Genomic DNA, 2,669 nt, shown 5'->3' on the forward strand with positions numbered 1-2,669 from the left:
TATTTTCCTTCAATTTTTTCACTGCATTTAATCGAGCATTTATAGGAGGGGCAGATGGGCTAAACTCTTTTCTAATCCGATCGGAATCCGTTTCTATTGTTATGCTAATTATAATTTTACAAGTGAATTTTTTAAAAATATCAATGTCTCTAACTACCATAGGACTTCGAGTTTGTATGAATAACTCATCAGGTTGATTAATCAATAATATTTTTAATATATTTCTTGTTAATTCCAATTTATGTTCAATTGGCTGATATGGATCTGTACTAGAAGACATAAAAATGCTGATTTTGCTCTCTTTTCTTCTTGCCTTGATCATTTCTTTTTCAAGCAAGTCAATAGTATTATCTTTTATATCTACCCATTCACCCCAATTGCCTTCATGAAAAAGAGATATTGGCATTTGTCTAACATAACAATACTCACACCCAAAAGCACAACCAACATAAGGATTTAAAGTATGACTGTATCCATTCAAAAAACCAGATGCTTTAGTTAAAATAGTTTTGTTATTAATATTAGTATAAAGGATTATAAATGCCCCCTATTGTGCATCGTGGAAAATTACTCCCAGACCATATCTCTCTCCACTTAGAATAGTACTTACGCCGTGTTTAAGTGTTCCTTTATAATAGCCTTTTTTACCTTTTATAGGACAATGTTTAGTAGAAAATATGATTCCATCGCCCTTATTTAAACTAACGCTATATCCTCTACTCTGTGCCCTTGGTATTTGTTTTACAAAAATATTCTCCCCGCCTTGATATTCTTCTCTTTCACTTAGAGAAACAACTAATTGAAAAGGAAAATAGACTTCGCCATAGATATCTTGATGTAAACAATTATATCCGTTTTCTGTATATTTTAAAATTAAGGGGGTAGCTTTAGTCTGTTGATTTTCATTACATATTCTCAAAAATTCATATAGGTTTTTAGGGTAACTATAATTATTAAGTTTAATTTTTTGATTCCAATCATTTGCTATAAAACTTAAATTAGTGTAGAAGTACTCTCTTATAGTTTTTATTCTATCGCTCAATGGATAGTGAAAATACTTATATTCTCCAATTCCAAAACGATAACGTTCCATATTGATTGTATTTCTGTATAGATCACTATCATCATAATGATTTATTAAATTATCACAATCTTCTTTATTTATAACATTCTCGATTTTACAGAAACCATTATCCTCTAATTCTTGTTTAACTAATTCCCAATCTATAGTAAACATTTATAAAATGCCTCCTTAGAATGAAATCTAGAACACTTTTTCCAAGTGATCTTTTGTATTTTTTAGTATTTCTTCTAAATTTGGTTGGTAAGCTGAATGATTTGATAGAGTAGGCAATTTTTCCAATCCAACAAATTGTTGTGTCTTATGCATTGCTATTAAAACATCATCGACATTTTTACCCTCTAAAAAGGGTTCTTTCATATTACTGAACACATTCTGCGGCGCAGCCCAAGTAACAGACAACATGTATTTTTTACCTTTCATTTTCCCTCCATCGCCATATACGCTAGAGCTAGAGTAAAATTTTCCATGTTCATATACTTCATCTATATATTTTTTACAAAGCGCAGGAAAATTAAACCAAAATATAGGTGTCTGAAATATAACTATGTCAGCCCATTCAAACTTTGATTGTTCTATTTTTACATCATAACCTTCTTTAATTATTGTTTCTCTGATACTGTAATGTCCCTTAAGTGTGTTTTTAATAAGTTCGAGAAGGGTTTCATTAAGTTTTCCAGTAGAATTGTTATGATACTCATGTCCATTTATCAATAGTATATTTTTCATTTTTATATTTCACCTTCTGTATAATATTTTTTGAAAACCATCTCTTCTTTTAAAAATTCGTTTACCTTTGGATAAAACTCTGTGAAATGCTTAGAATTATTATGGATTTCAATAGCATCCTCGTTTTCCCAGTATTCTACAGTTAAATATTGATAATCATTATCTAAATCTTTATATAATTCATATCCATTGTTACCATTCTCTTTTCTAGATTCTTTGACCATTTTATTAGTAATTTCTAAAAACTCTTTCTCACTGTTATCTTTTACTTTTATATATACGTTTAATACAATCATGTTAACGCCTCCTATAAAATCTAATTTACTTATTTATCGTTGATATGACAATACCCAGATATTTAATTAGCAAAATCAGAACACAATATCTCCACATTGCTTTCTAAGTTGAAAATACTATAATATTCAATATTGTCGCTTTATAATGGAAGCCATAGGAGGAGATATTTATGAATAATAAAGAAATTGTAAACAAATTTTTCAAAGCTGTATGGACAAAAGAATTTGACCCTAGTGTTATAAGAGAGTTAGCACATGAAGATGGTATTTTTAGTTATCCTATGCATGGTGTATTTCACGGAGCAGAAGAATATATTGCAATGTTAGAAGATTTTAGAGAATCTTTTGAAGACCTAGACTTTTGGGCTGTTGATAATTTTATTGCTGAAGACGATTATGTAGTGGGTCGTTGGGAAGGTGGAGGTACTCATACTGGTAAAGCCTTCACGAAATCCCCTTATGGTGGAGTACTACCTGAAAACTCTGGAACTAAAATTTTCTTTTCTGGTACAACAGTATTCAAATTGAAAGATGGAAAAATAGTAAGTGAAATTGGTGAAGAA

Annotated in this window: 5 protein-coding genes; 1 reads left to right on the top strand and 4 read right to left on the bottom strand. The window is 29.9% G+C overall.

What is annotated here, in order from left to right; all coding sequences use genetic code 11:
- From B154_RS0122650 to B154_RS29555, 4 genes are all read right to left on the bottom strand, one after another.
- Positions 1-481, bottom strand: a 481-nt coding sequence (locus B154_RS0122650; protein ID WP_211217537.1) for an SPL family radical SAM protein, incomplete at its 3' end; no start/stop codon positions are given.
- Between the two features lie 66 nt (positions 482-547).
- Positions 548-1,237 (bottom strand): 2OG-Fe(II) oxygenase, encoded by a 690-nt coding sequence (locus tag B154_RS0122655; RefSeq protein WP_018616648.1) that lies wholly within the window; start codon positions 1,235-1,237, stop codon positions 548-550.
- A 27-nt stretch (positions 1,238-1,264) separates the two neighbouring features.
- Entirely contained in the window at positions 1,265-1,810 is a 546-nt protein-coding gene (locus B154_RS0122660; protein WP_018616649.1) for an NAD(P)H-dependent oxidoreductase, read from the bottom strand.
- Positions 1,811-1,812: 2 nt separating this feature from the next.
- Complete coding sequence (locus tag B154_RS29555; RefSeq protein ID WP_018616650.1) at positions 1,813-2,106, bottom strand: putative quinol monooxygenase; 294 nt, start codon at positions 2,104-2,106, stop codon at positions 1,813-1,815.
- A 170-nt stretch (positions 2,107-2,276) separates the two neighbouring features.
- Between B154_RS29555 and B154_RS0122670 the strand changes: the two genes are divergently transcribed.
- The coding region (locus tag B154_RS0122670; RefSeq protein WP_018616651.1) for an ester cyclase at positions 2,277-2,669 on the top strand (393 nt) is incomplete at its 3' end.

Source organism: Segetibacter koreensis DSM 18137 (assembly GCF_000374045.1).
Classification (GTDB): domain Bacteria; phylum Bacteroidota; class Bacteroidia; order Chitinophagales; family Chitinophagaceae; genus Segetibacter; species Segetibacter koreensis.